Below are 22,015 nucleotides of genomic sequence, written 5' to 3'. Positions count from 1 at the left end.
CGCGGACGGGGGATCCGTGGGCGTCGAAAGGTAACCGTGAGCCCATCCTCCCCTCCATTCCGTGCTGTCCCCGCTGCCTTTTCCGCGGCAGTCCTCGCCCTCGCCATTGGCCTCCCCGCCTCCGCGCCGGCCCTGGCCGATTCCCCGGACCCGTCGCCTGCTGCCACCACTGCGGCACCCACAGACGACCCCGCACCGGACAAGACGGCGAACGGGCGGCCCGGCAAGCCCGCGGCACCCACCGATCCGCCGGGCGATGGCGGTTCGCCCGCCCAGCCAGCCCCCAGCGAAACCGCGGCCCCGCACATGTCCGCGCCCGCCGCACCTCCGCGCGTGCCGGCGCCGGCACCCACGGCGCCTGTTCCCGGGACTGCCGAGGCCATCCAGCCTGACGAAACACTGCCGGCCGACACCCCCACGTCCGCCTCCCCGTCCTCCACCGCGGCCGCACCGTCGTCGGAATCCACCTGGAACAAGCCGGTTCCACGATCCACCGGCCCAACCCAGGCCGCGGCGGCACGCACCGGAGCCCCGGGCAGCGGCGGCCTGAACCTGTCCATTCCCGCCGGCGTCCTGCTGGTGGGAATGTCTGCCGGCGCCTTCGCGCTGTGGGGCCGGAACCGGCTCCGGTCGCACTGACCCCAGGCCGCTGACCCATGGCATGCCCCGGCCCGTTTGGAGCCGCCCCGGCCCGTGCGCCCGTCCAGTGTCCGGGGTGTAAGGCAAGATAGGTCTGTGAGCACAGGACCAGGACCCGCAGAACAGACCGCAACCCGGACCACGGCACCCACCGAGCCCCAAACCATCCCCACCGAAGCCATCCGCGAGGAGTACGAAAACCTCGCCGACCTGGTGCGGAAGTACCGGTTCGCGTATTACCAGGAGGACGCGCCCCTGGTCTCGGACGCCGAGTTCGACACGCTCTTCCGCCGGCTCGAGGAGATCGAGGCGCTGCACCCGGAGTTGGTGGCCAACGATTCGCCAACGCAGGAAGTGGGCGGCGAGGTATCGGCCGCGTTCGCACCCGTGCAGCACCTTCAGCGGATGTACAGCCTGGAGGACGTCTTCTCCCTGGAGGAGCTGGATGCGTGGCTCAACCGGGCGGAGGCAAGCATCGAAAAAATCGGTGACGGCAGCACCAGGGCGGCCTGGCTGACGGAACTCAAGATCGACGGCCTGGCGGTCAACCTCCTCTACCGTGACGGCAAGCTGGTGCGGGCTGCCACCCGCGGCGACGGCACCACCGGCGAGGACATCACGCACAACCTGCTCACCATCAAGGAAATCCCGCAGGAACTGCGCGGCAGCGGCTTCCCCGCCGAAATGGAGGTGCGTGGCGAGGTCTTCATCCCGTCCAAGGATTTCGCGGAGTTCAACGAGGCGTTGATCGAGGCCGGCAAGGCTCCGCTGGCCAACCCGCGCAACGCCGCCGCCGGTTCGCTGCGGCAGAAGGACCCGGCCGAGACGGCCAAGCGGCCCCTGAAGATGTTCGTGCACGGCATCGGCGCCCGCGAAGGACTGGCCGCCGGCAGCCAGTCCGAAACGTACGGTTTGCTCAAGGAGTGGGGCCTGCCGGTCAGCCCGTACTTCGAGGTGCTGGCCAGCCGGGACGACGTCCTGGCCTTCATCAAGCGCTACGGGGACCAGCGGCACAAGCTGCTCCACGAAATCGACGGCATCGTCATCAAGGTGGACGATTTCGCCACCCAGCGGGCACTGGGCAACACCACCCGCGTTCCCCGCTGGGCCGTGGCGTACAAATATCCTCCGGAGGAAGTGCACACCAAGCTGCTGGACATCCAGGTCAACGTGGGCCGCACCGGCCGGGTGACCCCGTTCGGCGTCATGGAGCCGGTCAAGGTGGCCGGATCCACGGTGGAGATGGCCACCTTGCACAACCAGGACGTGGTCAAGGCCAAGGGCGTCAAGATCGGCGACATCGTGATCCTGCGGAAAGCAGGCGACGTCATTCCCGAGATCGTGGGCCCGGTCCTGTCCCTCCGCGACCAGCAGGACCCGCCGGTGCGGGACTTCGTCATGCCCACCGAGTGCCCCTCCTGCGGCACTCCGCTGGCACCGGCGAAGGAGGGCGACGTGGACGTCCGCTGCCCCAACGCCAGGTCCTGCCCGTCCCAGCTTCGCGAGCGCGTGTTCCATGTGGCCGGCCGCGGCGCCTTCGATATCGAAGCCCTGGGCTGGGAGGCGGCCATCGCGCTGACCCAGCCCGCAGAACCTGAGGTGCCGCCGCTGACCTCCGAAGCCGGGCTCTTCGACCTCACCCCGGAGGACCTGGCCGAGGTGCGGATCCGCCGGGAAAAGAAGGCCAAGGGCGTGCCCACCGGCGAGTACGAACTGGTGCCCTACTTCTTCAGCAAGGGCACGGCCAAGTCGCCGTCCAAGCCCACCGCCAACACCCAAAAGCTCTTCAAGGAACTGGACAAGGCCAAAACCCAGCCCCTGTGGCGGGTGCTGGTGGCCCTGTCCATCCGCCACGTAGGGCCCCGCGCCTCCCGGGCGCTCGCCCAGGCCTTCGGCACGATGGACCGGATCCGGGCAGCCTCGGAAGAGGAGCTGGCCCACGTGGACGGGGTGGGCCCCACCATCGCGGCGGCGCTCAAGGAGTGGTTTGCCGAGGACTGGCACCTGGAAATCATCGACCGCTGGGCCGCCGCCGGGGTCCGCATGGAGGACGAACGCGACGAGTCCATGCCCCGGACCCTCGAAGGGCTCACCGTGGTGGTCACCGGTTCCCTTCCCAACTTCAGCCGCGACGAAGCCAAGGAAGCCATCCTGATCCGTGGTGGCAAGGCCTCCGGGTCCGTCTCGAAGAACACCAGCTACCTGGTGGCAGGCGAAAGCGCCGGCAGCAAGCTGGACAAGGCGGAGCAGCTGGGCGTGCCCGTCCTGGACGAGGACGGATTCCGCAGGCTGCTCGACGGCGGCCCGGCAGCATTAGGTGACGGCGGCAATGAAGAGGCGGCCATGCCGGCGCCTGCAGCGGAGAACACTGCCGGAGATAACAAGGTGGAGGAGAACGCATGACGTCCGCTTCGGAGCTGCTGGAGGTGGCGATGCAGGCCGCCGCGGCCGGTGCCAAAGTCCTGGCCGGCCGGGACGGCGACGCGCTGGACGCGAGCAACAAGGGTGCCGCCGGTGACTGGGTCACCGCCTTCGACGTTGCGGCGGAGACCGCCGTGCGCGGTGTCATTGCCGCGGCCCGGCCCGGCGACAGCATCACCGGCGAGGAACAGGGAACTTCCCGCCCGGCCAATCCCACCGGTTTCCGCTGGTCCATCGATCCTCTGGACGGCACCACCAACTTCATCCGCAACATCGTCTACTACGCCACGTCCGTGGCTGTGGCCGATGCCGACGGCGCCTGGCTGGCCGGCGTCGTCAACGCCCCTGCCCTGGGCCGGGTTTACTACGCCGCCCGCGGCCAGGGTGCGTGGCTGGAGGAACGCGGGAAAACCACCCGGCTCGAAGGGCCCGTCCCGGGCCGCGCCGGGCAGATCCTGGCCACCGGGTTCAGCTACGAGCCCCACATCCGGTCGCAGCAGGCGGCCGCCTTCGGCACCCTCATGGACGGGTTTGCCGACGTCCGCCGGCTTGGCTCCGCCGCCCTGGACCTCTGCATGGTGGCCGACGGAACGCACGACGCCTACGGGGAGCGGGGCCTGAACGAACACGACTTCTCGGCCGGGGCGCTGATCGCGGAGGAAGCCGGCTGCTGGGTCCGCCGGCCCCGCCTGACCAGCCCGCTCGACGGCGGCCCCAGCGACGACGAGCGGCTCGACGCCTGGACCTGCGCCGCCAGCCTGGAGCTGTCAGGCAAGTTTCCGCTCTAGGAGCCGTCTTCCCCGGCTGGAGGAAAACCGTCCCAGCACAATGTGATAGTTCGGTCACGGAAAGCGCGTTTCCACCGAACCCTGAGCCCGTCCGCCACTACCATTGATGGGTGCAGCCGCAGTTAACCATCCGTCCCGCCGTCGAAGCCGACTTTGCCGACGTCGCCCGCATCACCGGCGACTCCTACCTTGCCGCCGGGTACTTCGACGACGCCGACCACCCCTACATGGTCAAGGTCATGGACGTGGCGGCGCGCGCAGAGCAGGCCACCATCTGGGTGGCCGAACGGGAAGGGACCATCGTCGGCTCGGTCACGCTGGCTCTCGCCGGCGAACCCTACGCTGACATTGCCCTGCCTGACGAACTGGAATTCCGCATGCTGGTGGTGGACCCGGCCGTCCAGCGCAGTGGCGCCGGCAAGGCCATGGTCAACGCCATCATCAGCTACGCCCGAACCCTGCCCGGCATCCGCGCGGTGGCGCTGACCACGGGGAAAGACTGGGAAAGCGCGCACGGCCTGTACCGCAGGACCGGCTTCCAGCGCGTGCCCGAACGGGACTGGTTCGTCCCCGGCACCGACACAAAACTGCTGGTTTACCGGCTCGACCTGTAGCAGCCCTACAGTGGTGGCGACCCATTCCAGCGTTGAAAGGCCACCCATGCGCAAAACCTTCGGCAGCGGATCCGTCTGGGAACAGACCCTAGGCTACTCCCGCGCCGTCCAGGTGGACAACACCCTCTACATTTCCGCGACCGCGGCCAGCGGTGACGACGGCATTGTCGGGGACGATTTCTACACCCAGACGCAGTACATCCTGCAGAAACTCGGCAAGGTCCTGGCCGACGCCGGCTTCGCCTACGAAGACGTGGTGCAGTCCAAGCTGTACCTGACGGACATCACCAAGTGGGAAGAGGCAGGCCGCGCCCACGGCGAGGTCTTCGGTGACATCCGCCCCACGCTCTCCCTGGTCCACGTGCTGCCGTTCCTGGACCCGAAGATGCTCGTCGAGATCGAACTCGTCGCCCAGAAGAGCGCGTAGTTTCCCTGCCCTAGCGTGCCGGCAGGCCGTAACGGTGTTCCGGCCTGCCGGTGGTGCCGTAGCGGAGCTGGATGTCCACGGCGCCATCGTCGGCCAGTGACGACAGGTACCGCTGGGCGGTGGCCCGGGACACGCCCACCCGGGAAGCCACCTCCGCCGCCGAATATTGCTCGCCCGGGATCAGCGATTCCAGGACCGCGGCCTCGGTGGCGGAGCGGGGTTTCGACGACGGCGTGACGTCGCCGGGGACCAGCGCACGTTTGGCCCGCTCCACCGCCTCCTGGTCCAGCGCCCCGGGCTGGCCCAGGAGCCGCCGGTACCGGGCATAGGAACGCAGCTGCTGGGACAGCGACTCGGCCGTGAACGGCTTGAGCAGGTACCCCAGGGCGCCGCGGCGGAACGCCACCCGGACGGACGCCGCATCGGACGCGGCACTGAGGATGATGGTGTCCACATCCAGCTGCTGCAGCAGGTCCAGGCCGGACGCGTCCGGCAGGTACACGTCCAGAAGCACCAGGTCGGGGCGCAGGCTGTGGATGGCCTGCAGCGCCAACGACGCCGTACCAACGGGTGCCAGCGCCAGGAACCCCGCCACCGAGTCGACATAGGCGGCGTGCAGCTTTGCCACATGGAAGTCGTCGTCCACGATCAGGACCCGAAAATCGTCAGCCATCTCCATCCTTTCCGGCTGCCCCCGGGATGTTGGCGGCGGGGTTTCCCGCCGTCGTCTGCGGCAGGGTGGCCATGAACACGGCCCCCGGGCCGCCCCTGGTTCCCCGCTCCAGCACTTTTACGTCACCGCCGCGGCGGCGGGCCAGCTGGCGCGCCAGGGCCAGTCCAAAGCCCTGCCCGCCGCCTGCCCGGACGGGCCCCGACGCGGTGGTGAAACCCTCGGCGAAGACGCCCTCGGTATCTGCGCCGTCTGCCAGCCCGTCACCCGAGTCCGCCACCACGATGTGGAGCGTGCCGCCGTCGTCGGCCGGCTCGTCCAGCACCTCAAGCTCAACCCAGCGGTCCGTGGATGAGCCCGCCACGGCGGCGTTGACCGCATTGTCGATCAGGTTGCCCAGCACCGTGGTCACGTCCTGGGCTTCGGTGACCCGCCCCCGGACCAGGGTCTCCGGCCCGATGCGCAGGGCCACGCCGCGCTCGTCCGCCTCCACGCCCTTGGCGCCCACGAACGCCTGCAGGTACGGGTCCTGCAACAGCTCGGCCTGGTCCACGGGGAACTTCAACGGACCGGTGGCGGCCAGCCCGGCCAGGTAGTCGCGAGCCTCCTGGTGCTGGCCGATGCCGAGGAAGCCCGCCAGGGTGTGCAGCTGGTTGGCGAATTCGTGCCGCTGGGCCCGCAGCGCCGTGGACATGGTGCCCACGGCGTCCAGTTGGCGGGTGAGCTGCTGCAGCTCGGTGCGGTCCCGCAGCATCACGACCCAGCCGAGGTCTTCCCGGCGGTGCAGGGCCTTGCGGGCGTTCACCACCAGGACCCGGCCGCCGGCTACCAGCTCCAGGGCGTCCTGGTTCAATCCGCCGGCCGCCACGGCTGGACCGGCGGTACCGGCTCCGGGGCGCGTCAGGGATTTCAGTTGTTCCGGAACAGGGGCATCCTCCCACCGTGTGCCGGACAGGTCCGGCAGCCCCAGCAGGCGCTGGGCGGCGGCGTTGAAGACGCTCACCCGGCCGTCGGCGCTGACGCCGATGACGCCGTCGTCCACGCCCTGCAGCACCGCCACCTGGTCGTGGACCAGCGTACTGATTTCCTCCGGCTCCAGGCCCAGGGTGAGGCGCTGCAGGCGTCGGCGGAGCAGGAAGGAACCCAGGATCCCGGCCAGGAGCGCGCCGGCGGCGGTCAGCGCCACGGGCCCAATGTCGCGGGCCACGCTCTGGGCCACCGTGTCCATCGAGTAACCGACGCTGACCTCGCCCACCACCGTGGAAGTGCCCGGGGCATACACGGGAACTTTCGCGCCGGCGGAGGGACCCAGGGTTCCCGTGTTCCGGGTGGTGACTTCCTGCCCGGACAACGCCTCGGACGGGTCGGTGCTGACCTTCTCGCCGAGCCGCTGCGGGTCGGGGTGGGCAAGCCGGATGCCTGTCTCATCGGTGATCACCACGAACAGGGCGCCCGTCCTGGTCCGGGCCGCCTCCGCGGAGGCCTGAAGCGGACCTGCCAGCAGTTCGGCGGCCGGCGGAGTGCCCGGCTGTTCGCTGATCGCCAGGACATCGGACCGCACTTCGGGGTCCGAGGCGACGGTGCGGGCGAGCGTCAGCGCCTGGTCTTCGGCGTTGCTGCCCACCCGGTCGTAGGTCAGCCAGGCATGCACGGCGGCGCTGAGCAGCACCACGAGCAGGACGACGGCGAGTTGGAGGAGGAGCGTCTGGGTGGAGAACCGCAGCTGCTGCCGGGGCGCGGAACGCTGCATGTCATCCTCCTCGACGGGTATCAGGGGCTGCCGCGCCGACCTCTGGCGGCGTGAGCACAATGAGCAAAATGCTCCCAATAAGCAGTATGCCAATCAATTGAGCCAAAGGCACTGCCGTGACGGCCGCCACCCTACAGTCTGTAGCACGCATCACAACGCTGTGGTGCCGTTCACAAGAAGGAGCCGGCTGTGCTGGTAATACTTGGATTCGCCATGATCGCGGTTTTCATGGTGCTGATCATGACGAAGAAGTTGACGCCAGTGCTGGCGTTGATCATTGTCCCTACTGTTTTTGGCCTCTTCGCCGGCGCCGGACTGGGCATTGGCGACATGGTCATGGACTCGATGAAGTCCATGACCTCCACCGCGGCCCTGCTGATGTTCGCCATCATCTACTTCGGCCTGATGATCGACGTCGGCCTCTTTGACCCGCTGGTGAAGTTCATCCTCCGTAAGCTGGGCAACGACCCCGCCAAGGTTGTCCTGGGCACCGCCATCCTCGCCGCTGCCGTGTCGCTGGACGGTGACGGGTCCACCACCTTCATCCTCACCACCGCCGCGCTGCTGCCGGTGTACCTGCGCCTGAAGATGAGCCCCGTGGTCCTCACCTGCGTGGCCGGCCTGGCCAACGGCACCATGAACATCCTGCCGTGGGGCGGACCCACCGCCCGCGCCGCCACCGCCCTGAAGATCGACGTCAACGACGTGTTCGTCCCGATGATCCCCTCGCTGGTGGCCGGCCTGGTCGTCGTGCTCGCCTTCTCCTGGCTGCTGGGCCTGCAGGAACGCAACCGCCTCCGTGCCACCGCTCCCGAGATCTGGGCCGTGCCGGACACTGCGGAAGACTTCGACGGCGGCACCACCGCCGGCGGGCCCGGCACCGGCCGCGGACGCAAGGGTGGCAACCCCGGCGGAGCAGCCCCCGCCGTCGGCGGCTCCCTGGCAGGATCCTCCGTAGCCGTGCTGGAGCGCACCGACACCCTCCTTGAGGACAGCGGCGCCGGACTCACCGACACCGCCCTTGACCCCAACCGCAGCACCCTGCGCCCCAAGCTGTTCTGGTTCAACCTTGCGCTGACCGTCGCCGTCATGGTGGTCCTGGTGGCCAACATCATCCCGTTGCCGTTCGTCTTCATGGTGGGCGCCGCCATCGCCCTGCTGGTCAACTTCCCCAAGGTCAAGGACCAGGGCGCCCAGCTGATCGCACACGCACCCTCCATCGTGGCCGTCGTCAGCATGGTCATGGCCGCCGCCGTCCTCACCGGCGTCCTCAAGGGCACCGGCATGGTGGAAGCAATGTCCGCCTGGCTGGTCCAGATCATCCCCACCTCCATGGGCCCGTTCATGGCCGTCATCACCGGCATCCTGAGCATCCCCATGACGTTCTTCATGAGCAACGATGCGTTCTACTTTGGCGTGCTGCCGGTCCTGAGCGAGACCGCCGCGCACTACGGGGTTGGCGCCGCCGATATGGCCCGGGCCTCCATCACGGGCCAGCCGTTCCACCTGCAGAGCCCGCTGGTGCCGGCCATCCTCCTGCTGGTCTCACTGGCCAAGGTGGACCTCGGCGACCACCACAAGAAGGTCCTGTGGCGCACCGCCGTGATTTCCCTGGTAATGCTTGGCGTCGGCATGCTGACCGGAGCCATTGGTATCGGCTAGTCTGTAGCTGCCCGCGCTCCTGTCCCCGAGGCAGGGCCGGGTACCGAAGGTGCCCGTCTGACGCCCGCTGGGGGCCGTCAGACGGGCATCTGCGTTTCCCCACTAGACTGGATCGGAAAACAATTCGAACTTTGCAGGGGAGATCCATGGCTGCGATCAACCGTGACGACGTCGCGCATCTCGCGCGGCTCGCTCACATCGAGATGAGTGCCGAAGAGCTGGACAGGATGGCCGGCGAGCTTGCCGTCATCGTCGATTCGGTCAAGTCCGTCAGCGAGGCCGCGGGGGACGACGTTCCGGCCACCTCGCACCCGATTCCGCTCACCAACGTGTTCCGCGAGGACGTCGTGGGGCACACCTTCACAGCGGAACAGGCACTCTCCGGCGCCCCGGATTCCGATGACAACCGTTTCAAGGTCCCGGCCATCCTGGATGAGGCATAACCATGACTGAACAGAACATCAGTGCCGACGCCCTGATCCGGCTCTCCGCCGCGCAGCTGGCCGAAAAACTCGCCGCAGGCGAGGTCACCTCCGTGCAGGCCACCCAGGCGCACCTGGACCGGATCGCCGCCGTCGACGGCAAGGTCAACGCCTTCCTGCACGTCAACGCCGGGGAAGCCCTCGCCGTCGCTGCCGAAGTCGATGCCATCCGCGCCGCCGGCGGCGCCGACGCCGAGGCCCTGCACGTCCTTGCCGGCGTCCCCATCGCGGTCAAGGACCTCATCGTCACCATCGGCCAGCCCACCACCGCCGGTTCCAAGATCCTCGAAGGCTGGCACAGCCCCTACGACGCCACCGTCGTGGAACGCCTGCGCGCCGCGAAGATGCCCATCCTGGGCAAGACCAACCTGGACGAATTCGCCATGGGCTCCTCCACGGAGCACTCCGCCTACGGCCCCACCCGCAACCCGTGGGACCTGGACCGGATCCCCGGCGGCTCCGGTGGCGGTTCGGCTGCCGCCGTGGCAGCCTTCGAAGCCCCCCTTGCCCTGGGCACGGACACCGGCGGCTCCATCCGCCAGCCCGGCGCCGTCACCGGCACCGTTGGCGTGAAGCCCACCTACGGCAGCGTCTCCCGCTACGGGGCCATCGCCATGGCCTCGTCCCTTGACCAGATCGGCCCGGTCACCCGGACCGTCCTGGACTCGGCACTCCTGCACCAGGTCATCGGCGGCCACGATCCCCGCGACTCCACGTCGCTGCCGGAGCCCCTGGCCGACCTCGTTGCCGCCGCGAAGACCGGCAACGTCGAGGGCCTGCGGATCGGCATCATCAAGGAACTGCACGGCGAGGGCTACCAGGCCGGCGTCGAAAACCGCTTCAACGACGCCCTGGAACTGCTCAAGGACGCCGGCGCCGAGATCGTGGAGGTCTCCTGCCCCAACTTCCAGTACGCCCTGGGTGCCTACTACCTGATCATGCCGTCCGAGGCCTCCTCCAACCTGGCCAAGTTCGACGGCGTCCGGTACGGCCTGCGCGTCCTCCCCGAGGACGGCCCGATGACCATCGAACGCGTCATGGGGGCCACCCGTGCCGCCGGCTTCGGCGACGAAGTCAAGCGCCGCATCATCCTGGGCACCTACGCCCTGTCCGCCGGCTACTACGACGCCTACTACGGCTCCGCGCAGAAGGTCCGCACCCTGGTCCAGCGGGACTTCGAGGCCGCCTTCGCGCAGGCCGACGTCCTGATCTCGCCCACCGCCCCCACCACGGCGTTCCCGCTCGGCGAAAAACTGGACGACCCCCTGGCCATGTACCTCAACGACGTTGCCACCATCCCGGCCAACCTGGCCGGCGTCCCCGGCCTGTCGCTGCCCGGCGGCCTGGCGGACGAGGACGGACTGCCCGTGGGCATCCAGCTGCTGGCCCCGGCCCGCGAGGACGCCCGCCTGTACCGGGTGGGCGCGGTCCTGGAATCGCTGCTCGAAGCCAAGTGGGGCGGCCCGCTGCTGGCCCAGGCGCCCGACCTTGCCGCTGCATCCCTCGAAACCCAGGAGGCAAAATAAATGAGCACCGACGACATCCTGAGCTTCGACGAGGCCATGGAGAAGTACGATCCCGTCCTGGGGTTCGAGGTCCACGTGGAGCTCAACACCAAGACCAAGATGTTCTCCTCCGCCCCGAACGTCTTCGGCGACGAACCCAACACCAACGTCAACGAGGTGGACCTCGGCATGCCCGGCGTCCTGCCGGTGGTGAACAAGACGGCGGTGGAGTCCTCCATCAAGATCGGCCTTGCCCTGAACTGCAAGATCGCCGAGTCCTGCCGTTTCGCCCGGAAGAACTACTTCTACCCGGACACCCCCAAGAACTTCCAGACCTCCCAGTACGACGAGCCCATCGCGTACGACGGCTACCTGGACATCGAACTTGAAGACGGCACCGTGTTCCGCGTGGAGATCGAGCGCGCACACATGGAGGAGGACGCCGGCAAGCTGACCCACATGGGTGGTGCCACCGGCCGCATCCACGGCGCAGACTTCTCCCTGGTGGACTACAACCGTGCCGGCGTCCCGCTGGTCGAAATCGTCACCAAGCCCATCGAGGGCGCCGGTTCCCGCGCACCGGAACTCGCCAAGGCGTACGTGGCCGCCATCCGGGAAATCGTGAAGAACCTTGGCGTGTCCGATGCCCGCATGGAACGAGGCAACGTCCGCTGCGACGCCAACGTCTCGCTCCGCCCGCACGGCCGCGAACGCTTCGGCATCCGCTCCGAGACCAAGAACGTGAACTCGCTGCGCGCCGTAGAGCACGCCGTGCGCTACGAGATCCAGCGCCACGCCGCCGTCCTGGACTCCGGCAACCCGGTGATCCAGGAGACCCGGCACTGGCACGAGGACACCCGCACCACCACCTCGGGCCGGCCCAAGTCCGACGCCGATGACTACCGCTACTTCCCGGAACCGGACCTGGTACCCGTGGTTGCATCCCGCGAATGGGTGGAGGAACTGCGCGCCACCCTCCCCGAGCCGCCGGCAGAGCGCCGCAAGCGCCTCAAGGCCGACTGGGGATACTCCGACCTGGAGTTCCGCGACGTGGTGAACGCCGGCGTCCTGGACGAGATCGAGGAAACCATTGCCGCCGGCGCCTCCGCGTCCGTGGCCCGCAAGTGGTGGATGGGCGAGATCGTGGGCCGTGCCAAGGCCGCGGACGTTGACCCCGGCCAGCTGGGCGTCCAGCCTGCCACCGTGGTGGAGCTGAGCCGCATGGTGGAGGCCGGCAAGATCAACAACAAGATGGCCTCCCAGGTCCTGGACGGCGTGCTCGCCGGCGAGGGCACCCCGGAAGAGATCGTCGAAAAGCGCGGCCTGGCGGTCGTGTCCGACGACGGGCCCCTCCTGGAAGCCATCGACGCCGCACTTGCCGCCCAGCCCGACGTCGCCGAGAAGATCCGCGGCGGCAAGGTCCAGGCCATCGGCGCGATCGTGGGCGGGGTCATGAAGGCCACCCGCGGCCAGGCCGACGCAGCCCGCGTCCGCGAACTGATCCTGGAGAAACTGGGCGTCTCCGCCTAGGAAGCCCTGCCTGACCCGACCGGGTAGCGCCGGGTGTCGTTGTGAAGCCTCACATCAACACCCGGGCGCTACCCGGTTTTTCGCGTTAAGTACTCAGATGCCGTGGGCGGAAAGTACCCGTGGCTGCCGGTCGCCGACAGACCTACACTGGAGCCCACGGGGCGCTGGCGCCCCCGCAGCATGCAGGAGGAACAGCGATGGCGGTCCGGGAACCCTTGGGAATGCGCAAGACGATGCTGGCCGGGGCGGTGGCCCTGGCGCTGACGGGCACCGGCGTTGCCCTCGCATGGGCCGCCGATCCGCCGTCGCCCACCCCTTCGCAGCCGGCGCCGTCGCAGTCGGCGCCGGGCAATTCAGGCACGGCTCCAGGACACAACAAGGCGGACAAGGCCCAGCGCGCGCAGCCGCTCCACGGCGAGGGCGTGGTCAAGAATCCTGACGGCACCTTCCAGACCATCCTGGAACAGCGCGGCACCGTTGAATCCGTCAGCAGCACGGCCATTACGGTCAAGAGCGAGGACGGCTTCTCCCAGACCTACGCCGTCAACGGCGACACCAGGATCACCAGGATTCCGGCTGCGGCCGGTTCAGGCCAAGGGGCCAGCCCGGAGGCCAGCCCTGGAGCAACGGGCGACGACGGCAAGCGGCTTAGGCCGACGGACGGAACCATCGCGGACATCGCCACCGGACAGACTGTGCGCATCTCCGGCGTCAAGGACGGGGAGACGGTGACCGCGAAGCGGATCGTGGAGGGTGCCGGTGACGGACCCGGAATGGGCCTGGGACGCGGCCACGGACCTGGCCATGGCCTTGGTCACGGTCCCGGCAAGAAAATGGGCAACGGCAACGGCAACCCGGAAGACCAGGACGACCAGGATTCCTGACGTCCGTCCCCAGGCACGCTTTGGCCTGGCAGCATCAGCCCTGCTGCACCAGCCTGGCCATGATGTCCTCAAGGGCTTCGCAGACCATCACCACTGAACGCCGCTTCAGGTTTTCCGGCCTGGCCAGCAGGTCGATCCTTCGCCTCGTGCTGATCCCCTCCAGCGGCCGCAGCACGATGTCCGGGTTCAGGACCGGCCCTGCCGTGTACCTCGGCAGCAACCCAATGACGCCGCCGGCCGCGACCAGCGCCGCCACCGTGGAGTAGTCGTTGATGCGGTGGACGATGTTCGGCTCCCGGCTGGACACGGCCGCGACCGCGGACAGGACATCGGCGGGGGAGTAGCCGGGGTGGCTGGTCACCCAGGCCTCGGCGCCGACGTCGTCCGCCGTCACCGTTTCCTGCCGGGCCAGCGGGTGGGTGGCGGGCAGCGCCACGTCCAGGGGTTCGTGCGCCAGCGGGATCACGGCAACCCTTTCGGCGGGCCACCGCGGACTGTGGTCCATGCGGTGCGCCAGGACCAGGTCGTACCGGGCGGTGAGGGCAGGAAAGTCCTGCTGGGCCACGTCCTCATCGGACAGTTCGATCCGGGGGTGCTCCGGCCGGTCCAGCATCCGGGCCAGCGGCGCGAAGAGGGCCTGCCCCGCACTGTGGAAACCGCAGAGCGTCACCCTGCCGGCCGGCGAACCGTGATACGTCACCAGGGCACCCCGGGCCTCCGCCATGGCGCTGACGACGGCGGCTCCGGCGTCGGCGAGTACCTGGCCGGCCTCGGTGAGCACCAGGTTCCTGCCCTCCTTGCGGGTCAAAGGCACGTCCACGGTGCGCTGCAGGTGGGCCAGTTGCTGCGAGACGGCTGAGGGAGTCACCATGAGGGTGTCAGCCACGGCCTTGACACTGCCCAGTGCGCCGAGTTCGCGCAGGATTTCGAGTTGATGAACCTCCACGGCACCAGTCTAATCCTTAGCATTCGCTACATCGTCGATTGAGAAAATTCCTGTTGTGCTAAAGCATGGACGGGGCTTCAATGGGGAGGACAACCCCCCGAAACGTGAGCGCAAGAAGTAAGGACGCCAATGAAGGCCCTGTACAAGTCCGGCCCGCACGCCGGTTTCGAACTCGTCGACCGGCCCGAACCGACTGCCGGTCCTGCTGATGTGAAGATCCGGGTCATGACCACCGGGATCTGCGGCACGGACCTGCACATCCAGTCCTGGGACTCCTGGGCGCAGGGGATCATCGAAGCCCCCCTGATCGCCGGCCACGAGTTCTACGGCGAAGTGGTGGAAGTGGGCGGGGACGTCCGCGAGGTCAAGGTGGGGGACCGCGTCTCCGGCGAGGGGCACGTGGTGTGCGGCATTTGCCGGAACTGCCGCGCGGGCCGCCGCCAGATGTGCATCCACACGGTCAGCGTGGGCGTCCAGCGCGACGGTGCGTTTGCCGAGTACGTGGTGATCCCCGAGACCAACGTGTGGGTCCACCACGACCCCTCCGTCACGCCGGAACTCGGTGCCATCTTCGACCCCTTCGGCAACGCGGTGCACACCGCGCTGAGCTTCCCGCTGGTGGGCGAAGACGTCCTCATCACCGGCGCAGGCCCCATCGGACTGATGGCCATCGCCGTCGCCCGCCACGCCGGTGCCCGCAAGATCGTCATCACGGACGTTTCCAAACCGCGGCTGGAACTGGCACGGCAGCTCGGCGCCGACCTCGCCATCGACGTCTCCACCACCCGGGTGCGCGACGCCCAGCGGGAGCTTGGCATGCGCGAAGGCTTCGACGTCGGAATGGAAATGTCCGGGCACCCGTCGGCCCTGCCTGAGATGATCGACAACATGAACCACGGCGGCAGGATCGCCATGCTGGGCCTGCCCAGCCAGGAGATCACCATCGACTGGGGCAAGGTGGTCACCCACATGCTCACGCTCAAGGGCATCTACGGCCGGGAAATGTTTGAAACCTGGTACGCCATGAGCGCCATGCTCTCCTCCAACCCGGTCCTGCACGCCGGAATCTCCGCCGTCGTCACGGACACGCTGCCCGCCACGGACTGGGAAAAGGGCTTCGAGATCGCCCGCAGCGGCGTGGGCGGCAAAGTTGTCCTCGACTGGACCAGGCTCTAAGACCCGACTGTAAGGAAACCCATGTACACCTCCATCAAGGACCAGCTCCACGACGAGCTGGAAGAAATCCGCTCCGCCGGGCTCTACAAGACCGAACGCAGCATCAGCTCCCCGCAGTCCAGCCACATCACCGCCGGCCGGATCGGCGGCCCCGGCGCTGATGTGCTGAACTTCTGCGCCAACAACTACCTGGGCCTGGCGGACCACCCGGACATCATCAACGCAGCCAAGTCCGCCATGGACGAGCGCGGCTTCGGCATGGCCAGCGTCCGCTTCATCTGCGGCACCCAGGACCTGCACCTGGAGCTCGAAGCCCGGGTCTCGACATTCCTCGGCACCGAGGACACCATCCTGTTCTCCAGCTGCTTCGACGCCAACGGCGGCGTCTTCGAGTCCCTGCTGGGCCCGGACGACGCCGTGATCTCCGACGCGCTCAACCACGCCTCCATCATCGACGGCATCCGCCTCTGCAAGGCCCGCCGCTACCGCTACGCCAATCAGGACATGGCCGAACTCGAGGCCCGCCTGCAGGAGGCACAGGACGCCCGCCGGACACTGATCGTCACCGACGGCGTGTTCTCCATGGACGGCTACCTGGCCCCGCTTGAGGCCATCTGCGACCTCGCCGAAAAGTACGGCGCCATGGTCATGGTGGACGATTCCCACGCAGTGGGCTTCATGGGCGCCACCGGGGCCGGGACTCCCGAGCACGCCGGTGTCTCCGACCGGGTGGACATCTACACCGGCACCTTCGGCAAGGCCTTGGGCGGAGCGTCCGGCGGGTACGTCTCCGGACGCGGGGAGATCGTGGCCATGCTGCGCCAGAAGGCGCGGCCCTACCTGTTCTCCAATTCCCTGGCTCCCGCCATTGTTGCCGCGACCCTCAAGGCGCTGGACCTGGTGCAGAACTCGGCCGACCTTCGCCGCCGCCTGTTCGAAAACGCCGGGCTGTTCCGCCGCCGGATGACCGAAGAGGGATTTGATCTGCTTCCCGGCGAGCACGCGATCGTCCCGGTCATGTTCGGCGACGCCGTGGTGGCCGCGAAGGTGGCCGACCGGATGCTGCAGCACGGCGTTTTTGTCACCGCCTTCAGCTTCCCCGTGGTCCCGCGGGGTGCCGCACGGATCAGGGTGCAGCTGTCCGCCGCCCACTCAGCGGACGACGTCGAAGCATGCGTGGGTGCCTTCGTCGCCAGCCGCGCCGAGGCAGCAGCCTGACGGCAGCGCCCGAGGGCACGAACTCTGCGAGGATGGACCGATGGCAGCACATTACGATGTCCTGATCGTGGGCGGCGGCATTGCCGGCCTGTCCCTGGCCGCCGCGCTGGCCGGCCGGTGCAGCGTGGCGCTGGTGGAAGCGGAGCAGGAACTGGCGTACCACACGTCCTCCCGCTCCGCCCGCCAGCTGATCCCCAGCTACGGGCCTCCCGTGGTGCAGGAGCTCACGGTCCGGACCCTCGAGTTGATAGCAGCCCAGGACCGGGACCTGCCGGAACCGGTCCTGACGCCGCGCAGCTTCATGCTCATCGGCTCGGCAGCGGATGTTGCCGCGGAAGCCAGCGGCCACATGCAGTCCATCACCGTGGAACGTGCGCTTGAACTGTGCCCGGCACTGCTCCCGGGGACCTTTGCAGCGGCGGGGCTGGATACCGGCTCATTTGGCTGTAACGCGCCCCTGCTGCTGGAAGGGCACCGGAAACGGGCGCTTGCCGCCGGCGCCGACATCATCACGGGCGCACGGGTCCACTCCGCGCAGCGGCTCGGCTCCGGATGGCAGGTGGGCGCCGGCGCGGAAGGATTCCAAACGGCTGTCCTGGTCAACGCGGCCGGAGCGTGGGCCGACGAGCTGGCGGTGATCAGCGGCGTCGAAAAACTGGGGCTGCAGCCGTACCGGCGCACTGCGGCGATTGCCGCCGTCGACCATCCCTTGCCTGCCGGAACCCCCATGGTGGCCGCAGCGGACAACTCGTTCTACTTCCGGCCCGACGGGCAGGACGTGCTGATCTCCCCGTCGGAAACTGTGCCCAGCGGGCCCGAGGACGCACGCCCCCGGCCCGGCGACGTGGAACGACTGGTGGTGAAGCTCAACTCGATCACCGGCCTGGGCATCACGGGGATCCGCCGGGCCTGGACGGGGCTGCGCACGGAAGCCGCGGACGGGGTTCCGGTGGCGGGTTTCGACGCCGAGGCCGCGGGCTTTTACTGGCTCGCCGGCCAGGGCGGCTACGGGTTCCAGACCTCTGCTGCCATGGCTGAACTGGCAGCGGAGCAGATCCTCGCCGGGCAGCAGGAAACCGGCGCGGCTGGCAGCGAAGGTCCGGAATCCCGGACAGCGCGCGCCCTGGCGGCGACCCGCTGGTCCATCCGGCGCTGAAGAATGGTCCCATGAGCACCCTCATTACCAACATTGCCGAACTGATGACCCAGGACCTCGAACACCGGGTCCTCAAGGATGCGGCCGTAGTACTTGAGGGGGAGCGGATCTCGTGGATCGGCGCCGCCGCCGACGCTCCCGCAGCTGACGACGCCATCGACGCCGGCGGCCGGGCCATGCTTCCCGGATGGGTGGATTCGCACACGCACCTGTTGTTCGCCGGGGACCGCACCGCAGAATTCGAAGCCCGGATGGCGGGGGAGGCTTACGCCGCCGGGGGCATCGCCGTCACCATGAACGCCACCCGTGCGACGGCCGACTATGACCTGACCCGGCTGGCCATGGGCAGGGTTGCTGAAGCGGTGTCACAGGGCACCACCTACCTTGAAACGAAGACCGGGTACGGCCTGGACGTCGACAACGAGGCACGAAGCGCCCGCATTGCTTCCACCGTGGCCGATCAGGTCACTTACCTCGGCGCCCACCTGGTTCCGGCCGGCCAGGACCCGGAGGCCTACACCGATATGGTCTGCGGTCCGATGCTGGCCGCCGTCCGGCCCTACGTCCAGTGGGCCGATGTGTTCTGCGAGGAGGGTGCCTTCAACGCCGAGCAGTCCCGCCGGGTGCTGCTGGCGTGCCGCGAGGCCGGCCTGGGCCTGCGCGTGCACGGCAACCAGTTGGGGGAGGGCCCCGGCGTGCAGCTGGCCGTGGAAGTGGGGGCCGCAAGCGTGGACCACGTCAATTACCTGGCCGGCCAGGACGTGAAGGCGCTGGCTGCCTCCTGGTCCGGCTGGGACCCCGCCACCGGGGCCGGCCCGCGCGGCACCGTGGCCACCTGCCTTCCCGCCTGCGACCTCTCCACCCGCCAGCCGTTGGCCCCCGCCCGCGCGCTGCTGGACGCGGGAGTACAGGTGGCCCTGGCCTCCAACTGCAACCCGGGCACGTCCTACACCAGTTCGATGGCGTTCTGCGTCACCACTGCCGTCCTCCAGATGCACCTCAGCGTGCACGAGGCAGTCAGGGCCGCCACCTACGGCGGTGCCTTGGCCCTGCACCGTGAGACCGGCCGGGACGCCGATGGCGAACGCGCGGTGGGCTCGATCGCCGTCGGGCACCGGGCCGACCTGCACCTGCTGAATGCGCCCTCCGCGACGCACCTCGCTTACCGCCCGGGCATGCCCCTGACGTACGCTGTGTGGCGGGCCGGCGTTCGCCAGCGGTAGATGGTTCCATCTTTTTGATTGTTCCTGATTGTTTAGCATGGGATACAATCAGGAAACGTCACTGCAGGTGGTGGCTGGTGTAGTGGAAGGCCTTCTGGATGACGCGTACTGACCGGTTAACCGCAATTCTTGACCTGCTGGCCAAGACCGGCCAGGTGGAAGTCGACGAAATCGTCAGCACCCTCAACGTTTCGCCCGCCACGGCCCGGCGCGACCTGGACAGCCTTGCCAAGCGCCGCCTGCTAACGCGCACCCGCGGTGGTGCCACCACCGGCGCCCTGGCATACGACCTGCCCGGCCGCTACAACCGTGATGACCACGCCGAAGCCAAGGAGCAGATTGCACAGTGCGCCTCCGCGCTGATCCGGCCGGGAGCGGTCATCGGTCTCTGCGGTGGGACCACCAGCACCGCGCTGGCGCAGATCCTGGCCACACGCGAAGACCTGAACGCCCCGTCCAACCAGCCCACCCTTACCGTCGTCACCAATGCGATTAATATCGCCGGCCAGTTGGCGGTCCGGCCCAACATCAAGGTGATGGTCACCGGCGGGATCCTCAACCCGCGCTCGTATGAACTCGTGGGGCCCTATACGGACATCATCATGCAGAAGGTGGTGCTGGACATTGCGTTCATCGGCGTGAACGGCATCGATCCCGACGTCGGGCCCACCAATACCGGGGAGGGGGAGGCTTCCGTCAATGCCCTGCTGGCCAGCCGGGCCCGGGTGTCCTACGTCCTGGCCGATTCCTCGAAGGTGGGGGTGCGGGCCTTCGCCACGATGGACGGCTACAACTTCACCCGGCTGATTACCGACTCCGGCATTTCTGCGCGCGACAAGGCTGCCTTCGAGGCCAACGGCACGGAAGTGATTGTCGCCCCCGCCTGATCCAGGTTTCGCGGGGCAGCTTCGGTGCCGCTCTGGCTGACACCTTCTGCTCCATCAGCCCGGATCCAGAAACTGAAGGCAAGATGGGAACATGCTGGTTCCCTCCCGCCGCCGCCTGCGGCTCGAAGTATGGATCGTCCTGGGCCTGTCCCTGGGTCAGTCGGCTGTCTATTCCGTGGTGCAGCTTCTCGACAAGATGACCCGCGCGCCCCTGGCCCAAGGCACGTCCACCCTGAACCGTTCCCAGAGCACCCGCGAGTATTTCGACCTGACGTACCAGCTACTGGACATCATCTTTGCCCTGGTGCCGGTGCTGCTGGTCTTCTACTTCCTGACCGACCAGCGCCACGCGGGGCCCGGTGAGGACCGCAACTCCGGATCAGCTTTCCAGAAACTCGGATTCAACTTTGCCCGGCCCGGCCGGGACCTCCTGCAGGGCGTCGGGCTCGCCGCGCTGATCGGCATACCGTCCTTGGGGCTTTATGCGGCCGGCCGGGCGCTCGGCATCACCACCGCCATCATTCCCAGTGCCCTCGACGCGTATTGGTGGACTGTTCCGGTCCTTATCCTGTCGGCGGTGCGCCACGCTGTGCTCGAGGAAGTCATTGTGGTGGGCTATCTGCTGGACCGCTTCGGCAAGTTCGGTTGGAGCATGCCGCTTGCTATCGGTGTGAGTTCGGTGCTTCGCGGGAGCTACCACCTGTACCAGGGCTTCGGTCCCTTCATTGGAAACGCTGTGATGGGGATTGTCTTCGCCTGGCTCTACACCCGGACCAAACGCGTCATGCCGCTGGTCATTGCCCACGCGCTGTTGGACATTGTGGCATTCGTCGGCTTTAGTCTCTTTGGCAAGGCGGTGGGGCTGGGGTAAGGGCGCGGCCGCGTAAGGCTGCAAGGCACGGCGGCGAGTGTAGGCCTCGCCGTTAGGCCGTGATCCTTGAGCGCAGGTATGTGGCGTTTCGGCCGGCAGCGGCCTGGTTTCGGCCGCTCTAGGTTTGTGACTCCAGAAGTTCCCAGTCATTGAACGGGTCGGGTGGCAGAAAGAACGGCCGCGCGTAAAAGTCTTCCCACAGCGGATCTGACGCCGGCAGCCCGCGCGGATCGAGCAGGTTCTCGCCGTCTGGTTCTTCAAGTGGCGGATCGGGCCACGCGGGCATATCTGCCAGCAGCTGCTCCCACTGTTCATCCTCCTCTGATTCCACGTCCTCCAAGCGGGCCGTGGCACCATCCGAACCGGCTGCGTTTGTTGGGACGCAGGTACCAGGGCCAGTGGGACCCCGTGAAGCCGCCACCGCATTGGCTTCCGCAACGGCATCCACCGGCTGAATGCCCGGTGGCCAGTGGGTTGGTTCGGGGGTGGGGTGTTCGGGGTTGTAGTGGCGGCCGGTGGGTGAGGTCCAGCCCGGGGGCTCGTCCGGGGTTGCCGGATCCGGGGTCCAGTGGCTGTGGTGTTTGAGCCGATGGTGTTTGGGGCAGAGCTGTGCCAGGTTGCTGACATCCGTTGCGCCGCCGTGGTGCCAGGCGGTGAGGTGGTCGGTATCGTTGTCCGGGGTGTGGTTGCTGCAGCCGGGGAAGCTGCATTTGCGGTCGCGGATCCTGAGCCATCGTTTGATGGCCGGGGTGAGCCGGTAGCGGGTGCGGCCGATCTCCAAAGGTGCCCCGTCGCGGGGGTCGACCAGCACCCGGTGGAACGAGTCCGCGCCGTCCGCGACGAGTTTCCGGGCCATGAATGCGGGGATGGGGCCGTAGCCGTCCAGTTCGGCGGGTTCGTCGGTGAGGCCGAGCAGGGCGAACACCGGCACGGTGATTAGGACGTCCGCGCGCGGGGTGGGGACCTTCCCGATCCCACCCGTGCTTCCGGCAGCTTCACCTGCAGGGTTTCCGTGGCCTGCGTCGGCATGGGTGGTGTCCGCGCCACCCGCGCCACCCGCAAAGCTCCCGGCGCCCAGGAGGAGGCTGGCGGCGATGTCGGGGCGGAGTTGGGTGAGGGTGCGGTGCTCGTTGGGGTTTTGGAGGCCGCGGGCGGTGGCGGTGGTG

At 68.1% G+C, this 22,015-nt stretch carries 20 protein-coding genes; 16 read left to right on the top strand and 4 right to left on the bottom strand.

Annotation, left to right across the window (positions count from 1 at the left end; translation table 11 throughout):
- Positions 1-36: 36 nt before the first annotated feature.
- From RM50_RS20215 to RM50_RS19235, 5 genes are all read left to right on the top strand, one after another.
- Positions 37-639 (top strand): hypothetical protein, encoded by a 603-nt coding sequence (locus RM50_RS20215; RefSeq protein WP_052260393.1) that lies wholly within the window; start codon positions 37-39, stop codon positions 637-639.
- A gap of 165 nt (positions 640-804) precedes the next feature.
- Positions 805-3,042 carry an NAD-dependent DNA ligase LigA gene (gene ligA / locus RM50_RS19250; RefSeq protein WP_240472019.1) on the top strand — a complete coding sequence of 746 codons (2,238 nt, stop codon included), beginning with the start codon at positions 805-807 and terminating at the stop codon, positions 3,040-3,042.
- On the top strand, positions 3,039-3,848 hold the full coding sequence (locus RM50_RS19245; protein WP_043456004.1) for an inositol monophosphatase family protein: 810 nt from the start codon (positions 3,039-3,041) through the stop codon (positions 3,846-3,848). The genes ligA and RM50_RS19245 overlap by 4 nt, the downstream gene beginning before the upstream one ends.
- 110 nt (positions 3,849-3,958) lie before the next feature.
- Entirely contained in the window at positions 3,959-4,462 is a 504-nt protein-coding gene (locus RM50_RS19240) for a GNAT family N-acetyltransferase (RefSeq protein WP_043456002.1), read from the top strand.
- A 46-nt stretch (positions 4,463-4,508) separates the two neighbouring features.
- Positions 4,509-4,889 carry a RidA family protein gene (locus RM50_RS19235; RefSeq protein WP_043456001.1) on the top strand — a complete coding sequence of 127 codons (381 nt, stop codon included), beginning with the start codon at positions 4,509-4,511 and terminating at the stop codon, positions 4,887-4,889.
- Between the two features lie 10 nt (positions 4,890-4,899).
- Here RM50_RS19235 and RM50_RS19230 read toward each other — a convergent pair whose 3' ends face one another.
- The gene (locus tag RM50_RS19230) at positions 4,900-5,562 is read right to left on the bottom strand and encodes a response regulator (protein ID WP_043456000.1); all 663 of its coding nucleotides are present in this window, start codon (positions 5,560-5,562) and stop codon (positions 4,900-4,902) included.
- Positions 5,555-7,309 (bottom strand): sensor histidine kinase, encoded by a 1,755-nt coding sequence (locus tag RM50_RS19225; RefSeq protein WP_052260391.1) that lies wholly within the window; start codon positions 7,307-7,309, stop codon positions 5,555-5,557. The genes RM50_RS19230 and RM50_RS19225 overlap by 8 nt, the downstream gene beginning before the upstream one ends.
- Before the next feature lie 189 nt (positions 7,310-7,498).
- On the opposite strand from RM50_RS19225, the gene RM50_RS19220 reads away from it, so the two are divergent.
- The 5 genes from RM50_RS19220 to RM50_RS19200 all read left to right on the top strand — a co-directional run bounded on the left by RM50_RS19220 (position 7,499) and on the right by RM50_RS19200 (position 13,372).
- A complete protein-coding gene (locus tag RM50_RS19220) occupies positions 7,499-8,971 on the top strand; it encodes a CitMHS family transporter (RefSeq protein WP_043455999.1) in 1,473 nt (490 codons plus the stop codon).
- Positions 8,972-9,117: 146 nt separating this feature from the next.
- Positions 9,118-9,414, top strand: coding sequence for an Asp-tRNA(Asn)/Glu-tRNA(Gln) amidotransferase subunit GatC (gene gatC, locus RM50_RS19215; protein WP_043455998.1), 297 nt, complete (start codon positions 9,118-9,120; stop codon positions 9,412-9,414).
- A 2-nt stretch (positions 9,415-9,416) separates the two neighbouring features.
- Positions 9,417-10,979 carry an Asp-tRNA(Asn)/Glu-tRNA(Gln) amidotransferase subunit GatA gene (gene gatA, locus RM50_RS19210; protein WP_043455997.1) on the top strand — a complete coding sequence of 521 codons (1,563 nt, stop codon included), beginning with the start codon at positions 9,417-9,419 and terminating at the stop codon, positions 10,977-10,979.
- Positions 10,980-12,488 carry an Asp-tRNA(Asn)/Glu-tRNA(Gln) amidotransferase subunit GatB gene (gatB, locus tag RM50_RS19205; RefSeq protein ID WP_043455996.1) on the top strand — a complete coding sequence of 503 codons (1,509 nt, stop codon included), beginning with the start codon at positions 10,980-10,982 and terminating at the stop codon, positions 12,486-12,488.
- A gap of 197 nt (positions 12,489-12,685) precedes the next feature.
- Positions 12,686-13,372 carry a DUF5666 domain-containing protein gene (locus RM50_RS19200; RefSeq protein WP_043455995.1) on the top strand — a complete coding sequence of 229 codons (687 nt, stop codon included), beginning with the start codon at positions 12,686-12,688 and terminating at the stop codon, positions 13,370-13,372.
- 34 nt (positions 13,373-13,406) lie between these two features.
- Here RM50_RS19200 and RM50_RS19195 read toward each other — a convergent pair whose 3' ends face one another.
- Positions 13,407-14,318 (bottom strand): LysR family transcriptional regulator, encoded by a 912-nt coding sequence (locus RM50_RS19195; RefSeq protein ID WP_043455994.1) that lies wholly within the window; start codon positions 14,316-14,318, stop codon positions 13,407-13,409.
- A gap of 129 nt (positions 14,319-14,447) precedes the next feature.
- On the opposite strand from RM50_RS19195, the gene tdh reads away from it, so the two are divergent.
- The 6 genes from tdh (at position 14,448) to RM50_RS19165 (ending at position 20,849) form a co-directional block, all read left to right on the top strand.
- Positions 14,448-15,494 (top strand): L-threonine 3-dehydrogenase, encoded by a 1,047-nt coding sequence (tdh, locus tag RM50_RS19190; protein ID WP_043455992.1) that lies wholly within the window; start codon positions 14,448-14,450, stop codon positions 15,492-15,494.
- A gap of 21 nt (positions 15,495-15,515) precedes the next feature.
- Positions 15,516-16,712: a glycine C-acetyltransferase gene (locus RM50_RS19185; protein ID WP_043455991.1), complete on the top strand. Its 1,197-nt coding sequence runs from the start codon at positions 15,516-15,518 to the stop codon at positions 16,710-16,712.
- A 40-nt stretch (positions 16,713-16,752) separates the two neighbouring features.
- Complete coding sequence (locus tag RM50_RS19180) at positions 16,753-17,868, top strand: NAD(P)/FAD-dependent oxidoreductase (protein ID WP_043455989.1); 1,116 nt, start codon at positions 16,753-16,755, stop codon at positions 17,866-17,868.
- Between the two features lie 11 nt (positions 17,869-17,879).
- A complete protein-coding gene (gene hutI, locus RM50_RS19175) occupies positions 17,880-19,091 on the top strand; it encodes an imidazolonepropionase (RefSeq protein WP_043455987.1) in 1,212 nt (403 codons plus the stop codon).
- 98 nt (positions 19,092-19,189) lie between these two features.
- Positions 19,190-19,978: a DeoR/GlpR family DNA-binding transcription regulator gene (locus tag RM50_RS19170; RefSeq protein WP_043455985.1), complete on the top strand. Its 789-nt coding sequence runs from the start codon at positions 19,190-19,192 to the stop codon at positions 19,976-19,978.
- Positions 19,979-20,069: 91 nt separating this feature from the next.
- Positions 20,070-20,849 carry a CPBP family intramembrane glutamic endopeptidase gene (locus RM50_RS19165; protein WP_043455984.1) on the top strand — a complete coding sequence of 260 codons (780 nt, stop codon included), beginning with the start codon at positions 20,070-20,072 and terminating at the stop codon, positions 20,847-20,849.
- Positions 20,850-20,967: 118 nt separating this feature from the next.
- Here the strand turns inward: RM50_RS19165 and RM50_RS19160 are convergent.
- Positions 20,968-22,015: HNH endonuclease signature motif containing protein (locus tag RM50_RS19160; protein ID WP_043455982.1), on the bottom strand; the 1,048-nt coding region annotated here is incomplete at its 5' end.

Origin of the sequence: Pseudarthrobacter phenanthrenivorans (genome assembly GCF_000813845.1) — a bacterium.
In the GTDB taxonomy this organism is placed as follows: Bacteria; Actinomycetota; Actinomycetes; order Actinomycetales; family Micrococcaceae; genus Arthrobacter; species Arthrobacter phenanthrenivorans_B.
Note: the sequence above shows the minus strand (reverse complement) of the source record. Positions and strands in the feature narration are given on the sequence as shown.

What these genes read in the sequence shown, in the direction of transcription:
- RM50_RS19235 (WP_043456001.1), top strand. Translation starts at nt 4,509, where the DNA reads ATGCGCAAAACCTTCGGCAGCGGATCCGTCTGGGAACAGACCCTAGGC.
- gatC (WP_043455998.1), top strand. Translation starts at nt 9,118, where the DNA reads ATGGCTGCGATCAACCGTGACGACGTCGCGCATCTCGCGCGGCTCGCT.
- RM50_RS19185 (WP_043455991.1), top strand. Translation starts at nt 15,516, where the DNA reads ATGTACACCTCCATCAAGGACCAGCTCCACGACGAGCTGGAAGAAATC.
- RM50_RS19225 (WP_052260391.1), bottom strand. Translation starts at nt 7,309, where the DNA reads ATGCAGCGTTCCGCGCCCCGGCAGCAGCTGCGGTTCTCCACCCAGACG.
- tdh (WP_043455992.1), top strand. Translation starts at nt 14,448, where the DNA reads ATGAAGGCCCTGTACAAGTCCGGCCCGCACGCCGGTTTCGAACTCGTC.
- gatB (WP_043455996.1), top strand. Translation starts at nt 10,980, where the DNA reads ATGAGCACCGACGACATCCTGAGCTTCGACGAGGCCATGGAGAAGTAC.
- RM50_RS19230 (WP_043456000.1), bottom strand. Translation starts at nt 5,562, where the DNA reads ATGGCTGACGATTTTCGGGTCCTGATCGTGGACGACGACTTCCATGTG.
- RM50_RS19170 (WP_043455985.1), top strand. Translation starts at nt 19,190, where the DNA reads ATGACGCGTACTGACCGGTTAACCGCAATTCTTGACCTGCTGGCCAAG.
- hutI (WP_043455987.1), top strand. Translation starts at nt 17,880, where the DNA reads ATGAGCACCCTCATTACCAACATTGCCGAACTGATGACCCAGGACCTC.
- gatA (WP_043455997.1), top strand. Translation starts at nt 9,417, where the DNA reads ATGACTGAACAGAACATCAGTGCCGACGCCCTGATCCGGCTCTCCGCC.
- RM50_RS19180 (WP_043455989.1), top strand. Translation starts at nt 16,753, where the DNA reads ATGGCAGCACATTACGATGTCCTGATCGTGGGCGGCGGCATTGCCGGC.
- RM50_RS19165 (WP_043455984.1), top strand. Translation starts at nt 20,070, where the DNA reads ATGCTGGTTCCCTCCCGCCGCCGCCTGCGGCTCGAAGTATGGATCGTC.
- RM50_RS19245 (WP_043456004.1), top strand. Translation starts at nt 3,039, where the DNA reads ATGACGTCCGCTTCGGAGCTGCTGGAGGTGGCGATGCAGGCCGCCGCG.
- RM50_RS19200 (WP_043455995.1), top strand. Translation starts at nt 12,686, where the DNA reads ATGGCGGTCCGGGAACCCTTGGGAATGCGCAAGACGATGCTGGCCGGG.